The 5957-nt window shown below is 33.1% G+C and carries 11 protein-coding genes; all 11 read right to left on the bottom strand.

What is annotated here, in order from left to right; all coding sequences use genetic code 11:
- Nucleotides 1-113: 113 nt before the first annotated feature.
- Nucleotides 114-440: a DUF3310 domain-containing protein gene (locus FAY33_RS18925; protein ID WP_243126847.1), complete on the bottom strand. Its 327-nt coding sequence runs from the start codon at nucleotides 438-440 to the stop codon at nucleotides 114-116.
- Between the two features lie 3 nt (nucleotides 441-443).
- Nucleotides 444-1166: a hypothetical protein gene (locus FAY33_RS18920; protein ID WP_143323018.1), complete on the bottom strand. Its 723-nt coding sequence runs from the start codon at nucleotides 1164-1166 to the stop codon at nucleotides 444-446.
- Complete coding sequence (locus tag FAY33_RS18915) at nucleotides 1156-1371, bottom strand: hypothetical protein (RefSeq protein WP_143323016.1); 216 nt, start codon at nucleotides 1369-1371, stop codon at nucleotides 1156-1158. The genes FAY33_RS18920 and FAY33_RS18915 overlap by 11 nt, the downstream gene beginning before the upstream one ends.
- An 11-nt stretch (nucleotides 1372-1382) precedes the next feature.
- A complete protein-coding gene (locus tag FAY33_RS18910) occupies nucleotides 1383-2474 on the bottom strand; it encodes a phosphoadenosine phosphosulfate reductase family protein (protein ID WP_243126845.1) in 1092 nt (363 codons plus the stop codon).
- A 176-nt stretch (nucleotides 2475-2650) separates the two neighbouring features.
- Nucleotides 2651-3010, bottom strand: a complete 360-nt coding sequence (locus tag FAY33_RS18905) for a hypothetical protein (protein WP_143323010.1) — start codon at nucleotides 3008-3010, stop codon at nucleotides 2651-2653.
- A 68-nt stretch (nucleotides 3011-3078) separates the two neighbouring features.
- Nucleotides 3079-3297, bottom strand: coding sequence for a hypothetical protein (locus FAY33_RS18900; protein WP_143323007.1), 219 nt, complete (start codon nucleotides 3295-3297; stop codon nucleotides 3079-3081).
- 38 nt (nucleotides 3298-3335) lie between these two features.
- Nucleotides 3336-3869 (bottom strand): hypothetical protein, encoded by a 534-nt coding sequence (locus FAY33_RS18895; protein ID WP_143323005.1) that lies wholly within the window; start codon nucleotides 3867-3869, stop codon nucleotides 3336-3338.
- 157 nt (nucleotides 3870-4026) lie between these two features.
- The gene (locus FAY33_RS18890; protein ID WP_143323003.1) at nucleotides 4027-4407 is read right to left on the bottom strand and encodes a hypothetical protein; all 381 of its coding nucleotides are present in this window, start codon (nucleotides 4405-4407) and stop codon (nucleotides 4027-4029) included.
- 40 nt (nucleotides 4408-4447) lie between these two features.
- Nucleotides 4448-5305 (bottom strand): tRNA(His) guanylyltransferase Thg1 family protein, encoded by an 858-nt coding sequence (locus tag FAY33_RS18885; RefSeq protein WP_143323000.1) that lies wholly within the window; start codon nucleotides 5303-5305, stop codon nucleotides 4448-4450.
- Nucleotides 5302-5637, bottom strand: coding sequence for a hypothetical protein (locus FAY33_RS18880; protein ID WP_143322998.1), 336 nt, complete (start codon nucleotides 5635-5637; stop codon nucleotides 5302-5304). Before FAY33_RS18880 ends, FAY33_RS18885 begins: the two co-directional genes overlap by 4 nt.
- Nucleotides 5634-5846 (bottom strand): hypothetical protein, encoded by a 213-nt coding sequence (locus tag FAY33_RS18875; protein ID WP_143322996.1) that lies wholly within the window; start codon nucleotides 5844-5846, stop codon nucleotides 5634-5636. Before FAY33_RS18875 ends, FAY33_RS18880 begins: the two co-directional genes overlap by 4 nt.
- Nucleotides 5847-5957: the final 111 nt, after the last annotated feature.

The raw sequence follows: 5957 nt of genomic DNA, 5'->3' as shown, positions 1-5957 counted from the left end.
TGCGAAATAATCTTACCGCCACTTCTTTTCTCCACAAATTTCCTTCTTCAAATCTGTCTGCACCAAATGCTGTCATAGATCCTGCCAAATAAATTTTAAGCCTTTCTATGATATTATTCCTCCCTTGCCTTTAGTTCATTTAACAAATGTGTAGCATACCAAATAATCTTTTCTACATCTCTAACAGGCGTTCCTTTATCATTCCACCTGCAAGCATATTTAATAATATTTCCTGTATCAGTAGCTTCAATCCCGTTAAGGTCTTCGGTAAATGCCTTTATAACATCAATCACTTCTAAGCCTGTCGATGACTGGTAATGTGATGGGTGAGACACCAACTTATCTTCTGATTCATATTGATTGCTTTTGCTTATAAGGTCTTCTTTTGTGCAGCCGGTCATTTTCATAATTCCTTTCATATATTCAGATTCTAAATTCACTAGCTATTCTCCCTTCTTATCCCAATCCAAAAATAATAGTTCTTCTGCATATGGTAATGTCCAACACCAACCAATGAATGACACGCTCCATTCGGTTAATTTATGGTGCCTTCTCTGACGAATCATTGAATAAATATTTTCGTAGTTCATAGTAACGGTTCGTGTCTGTAGCCATGATTCAGGAAGAATTCTGATTAGTTCTTTCCAATATTTTTTATCCTTTGTTTCAAGGTGTTTCAATCTTAATGCTTCCATATGTGTAATTAAAGTAGCCCAAAGTTCGTCGTTTGCAAAATAATCATCGTTATCTTCATACTTTTCAATAATTACTGTTTCATAATCGTCTGTTTCAAAACAATTCAAGGTAATTGGTGTGATTGATAATTTATGCATAGTACTCGTAGAATTAGCAGTTGTTCCTATCTTATATGTATCGTATTCCTTCCACCAATAAAGAGGTGCTGTAATATCCACTGATACAAATATTTGACGTAGAAATTTTCTATGTTCCGATCCTGCTCTAATGAGCTGCTGTGCAAGTTTCATGTCGTTGGTTCCGACATAATCGTTGAGATAACAATCTTTATCATCATATTGGCATTCGGTGCATAAGCTGCATAAGCCATCGCATTCTCCTGAGTCACTTTTATTCCAGCTATTCATGGGGTTGCGCATTCCTCTTATGGCATGTTGAAATCCCCATACGTCTGTATTTTCAAATCTCATTTAAGTCCTCCAAGTAATTAAACTTTTCATCTATTATTTTTGATAATCTATCGTATTCATCATTATCTTTAATAGTGGCATCAATAACTCCAAAACAATAACCTTTTGCATATTCATTACTGCACAATTTCAATTCAACTTTGTGTTCAAATCTCTTAATCAATAATTCAATATCCAGATATATCCCTTCTTTCTCAATCCTCATAAAAGAGCCATTTAATCCTTATTTCCTGTTTTCAATTTCTTTATTTCATCGTTCTTCATCTTTGTAAACTCACGATATTTTCTTGTATACTCATAACTTTTTCCAAATATGTAATTTACTGCTGCATATAGTTTTGGTTCATATTTCTGAATAACTTCCAACTCAAACTCAAAGTCTCTCCCAAATGGGCAACCGGCACATCCAGTTCTTTTAAGCCCATATTTCGTATAACAATCACTATGACAAATATCAAAGTGGTTCTCGTATATCATTTTTGTATCATTCTTATAGAAGAATAATGGCCTATAATTATCACAAGAATCATCATTTTCATCAAAGCAATTCTTGTAAGCTGTTGCTCTAGCCCCACCTTCTGCTTTTCTAATTCCAACAATGCTAAGACCGTAAATTCCTTCCTTCAAGAGATTATGAATAACAGCTTTTTTTGCACCAATACAGCACTTGTTTGATATGGGTGTATCTATTGGTGGATTCTCTATCAAAAAGTCCTTCAGCCATTTATTTTGAGCTATACAGAGTTTCTTAGATTTCTTTGAATTACACCACCATTCAAGAGCTGAAACGCATCCTTTCCAATATCTATTATTACGTCTTGCAATCCCCTTTTTAACTTTTCCATTTACAACTGCTTCAGCTTCTGGAATCTCAACGCAGTATTCAACAAGCAACTTGTCAAGATCTTTATCTTCCCACTTAAATCCATACTTTTGCAGTCTGCCAATAAACTCACTGACCTGTTTAGATAAAAACGGCTGACCATATTCTTTGCACGAAACCGGTATGGGCTTAACTGCTTTTATTTCTCTGATTTTTATGTCATACTTTTCTTCAAGATGTTTTAAGTGTTCTTTGGTTGCTTCGTACTCTAAGCCCGTATTAAACCAAACATAGTCAATCTTTTTATCTATGTCACACCTGTAGCAAATATCTAACATGTCGTCGCTATCTGATCCACCAGATATGGAGCAAACGATCTTTTCATAATCCGGGTTATTAATAATTTTCCATGCCTTGATAAAATTGTTTACAATTATTTCGTCTTGCGGTAATGTATCTAAAACTTCATTGATGCTTAATGTCAATATGTATTCTCCTCATAAAAGTCAATTTCGCTTTTTATGAGGTAAAGCCATACTTAGTGAGTGTCCTTTTACGTCACTATCACATTCCTTTTTCGACTACTTTGAATCAACGATCCATTCTCGTAACCTCGTGACAACCTTTAATAAATAAAGGTGTTAAATACAATTGACATCTATCAACGACCAATTGGTAGTACAGCGTCACATATATGTACAATGTCAATGATGTTTAGATTCTTCATCTGCCTGTTTGGGTGATCACTATTGTAATCTCTGCAATAAATATCAGCCCAACAGTCTGAGAACTCTTCCTCTAAGGGACTGTCCATAACCATATATCTTTCAACGGTTTTATGATTATCGCTTTCTGTATCATAATCCAGGATAAGTTTATAAACAGGCAATGTAATCTTAGTTTTCAAAAAATTGTTTGGGTGAATATTTTTCAGTTTTTCTTTTAAATCTCTATCAAATATTTCAAATACTTCTATATCAGTTCTGCAACTTACTTCTGAAAAGAATTTGTTTGGATGCACTACTTTTCGCCTCCTTTACTTTAAATTAACTTCATTTTTCTTAAATTTTGGTACAAAAATAACAGTACTTACTTCATAGACTCGTTTGATAAATGTTTTTCACCTTTAATTTCTTGATAGTTGTCAAATAAGAACTTTACAATCTCGTCACCACTCATATTATATTTGTCTCCCAGTTCCCATGACCTTCTTTTCATTATAGGCAACGCCTTATCTGTTGAATAACTTGATAATGTAGCCACTAACTTTCTTAAATCCCCAACTAGTTCCTCGCGTAATTTTTTCATAATAATCTCCTTTTTCTTTTTTTTATTAAATATCTGTTCTATGCAAATTTGAAATAATAAAAACTTCTACCAGTTTCATTAAAGTGATCTGCCCAAGACTCCTCCCATGTCATACTAATCCCACTTCCATATTCGTCAGTAGACACGAATCGTTTCATATTTGATTTTGCACACATAACTATCAAACATCTGGTAAACTCTGTACATTCACTTGCTTCCTTAATACTATTATAATGCTTCACTAACTTCTTATTTTTATCAAATTGTAATATGGGCTTTGAATTATGTCGGAACTCTTTTTCTTGGGTTTTATGTATTTTCAGCTCCTTAAATTCTAGTGGACGATCTTTATATTCGATCCAGTCGTTTCGTACTGGGAGAAAAGTACTTATTCCCCAGCCCGTTTTTGATTTGTTATAATATTGATCCGTTTTAAAAAGTGATATATAATGAGCTTCAAAATACTCGGCATCAGTTCTAGAAACAATGTTTTCTTCTATGTATTCAACTTTATAGTTTTCTTTGTCACACCAGTCATCGTTTTTTATATGTTCTTTTATTCTTTGTTTCAAGGTTCTATTGTTAGACCACACAATCCCAATATATTTAATAATATTATCTCGTTTATCTAAATACCTATAGACGCATCCCATTTTTGTTTTGAAGAGTTATTAATAATTAAGCCGGTACTCATAACCCCTCCTTTTGTGTTATTTTTAAATCAATGAATCATTTCATGGTATATAATCCTTTAACCCTCTTGGCTCCACCGAATCCCTTCAACCATTTACAATACTTTATATAACTCCATGGATATAAAATCATACATCTACTGTCGTCGAATCTAATAATACTTGCGTGAAGATAAACCTTGTGTATGTATTTTTTTCTTTTGTCGTCCCATAATCTAATAAAAATTGAACCACGTTTGTTTTCGTATTCTGCACTTTTGTCAAGCTTTGATTCAAATTCTAATAGGAACGTTTTGAAATCACACCAATCATAAGGTAATTTTTCTGCTCGAACCATAATGATGTGAGACAAATAATCTGCCATAAACGTTATCAACGCAACAAACAGTATCATAAACACTAGAACTAAAATAATCATAATCACTTTCCTTTCATTATAAAATGGACATTTTCTCATATTAATAGCATATTAATTGTTCGATATAATCTCTTCCTTCTCCTTTAAAAATGGGGATGTCATAATCAACTATCCATGCTGAGTCTGGTTGCTTAATGTCCCTTAGTTTACACCAATCCAATTTTCCATTAGTACCTAAAACAATTTTGTTCTTAACCACACATGACCCACGTTTCTTGTATGTTGGTAAATCGTTCCAGTTGATACCTTTTGTTTCCATAAGCATATCTTGGAGATCATTACAGGATTTGTTTTGTAACTGCTTATGAGAGAAGTTTGCCTGAGCTAATGCTTGAATACTATTTCGAGATGCGTCCAACTGTCTCCAGAAAACATTATTTGTAACTTCTTCTTTTGGGATATTGAAGCAACGAGAATCAAACATTGCCTTATCAAACACAGCGGAATACATTCTATATTTAATGTCTGCTTTTTCTGTATTTCCAGTATTTCCCTTACAAATTACTTTTTCTGTATTATAGTTTCTATTAATTATTTCTCTGTAAATTCTATTAAACGCCATTGTTGCCATACTCGCAGAAACACTACAAATTTTTTGAACTTCAGAGTCAAACCATGAAGAAGAGTTTAATTCCTTATAATCAATTAATACAAGTGTTATTTCATCTGATTGGGTATAACCGAGTACACACCCCTGAATATTTTCGCAAAGATATTTAGTCGTTTCCTGCATTATTTTAATCAGCAAATCATCAAATGGTTTCTTAAAACCTCTGGTAAATGTATGAAATGCTTTTCCATCAACTCGTATGATAACTGGCAATCTTTTAATTAATTTACTTTTTGGAACCTGTTCATACTGCTTCATCCTATTGCCTAAATCATCTCTTAGATTCATTCGTAACTATCCTCCTGTTCAATCAATTCTTTCCTCAGTTCCTTTACCGTTCCACACAATTTATTAATCTTTTCATCTATCCTTTTGTTGTAAATTTCCACGCATTCCTCGTATGTTTCTGCGAAATCTCTACTATACAAACTGACACCGTTTGCTCTAGGAGTTCCATCTTGCTTTAACACATGGAAATATTTATTATATATAATTCCCTTAATTGGTTCCTGTTTTGAATGGACTACTTTACCTCCGAAATGAGACTGTCTATCCAAATCAATATTGAACGCACATGCCCAGACAATATCTCCTTCTTTCAACTTGCTTTTATCAATCATTCTGTTATTTCACCTCTCTCATTTACATTGAATTTTCTTACTTCTGCCGACTGTAGCTTCTTTACAAATTCTTTGGCAGTTGTCAAATTTCTAAATCCCAACTCAAGGGGATTGTAATCACCAAGAATCAATTCAACATCAACTCTATCTTCGCCTTTCCATTTATAAATGTTGATTTTGAAATCGTCTTTATCGTCCTCTATATACATATACGTACCTCCCGTAATTCACAAGTAAACAATAATTTCATTCAAATATTAATGAAGCATATTCCCATAACCAATACACCATATAGGATTGCTTTCTTCTTTTAAGATTTT

The organism is Clostridium sp. HBUAS56010, from assembly GCF_007115105.1.
Classification (GTDB): Bacteria; Bacillota; Clostridia; order Lachnospirales; family Lachnospiraceae; genus Lacrimispora.
This window is presented reverse-complemented; position numbering and strand designations above follow the sequence as displayed.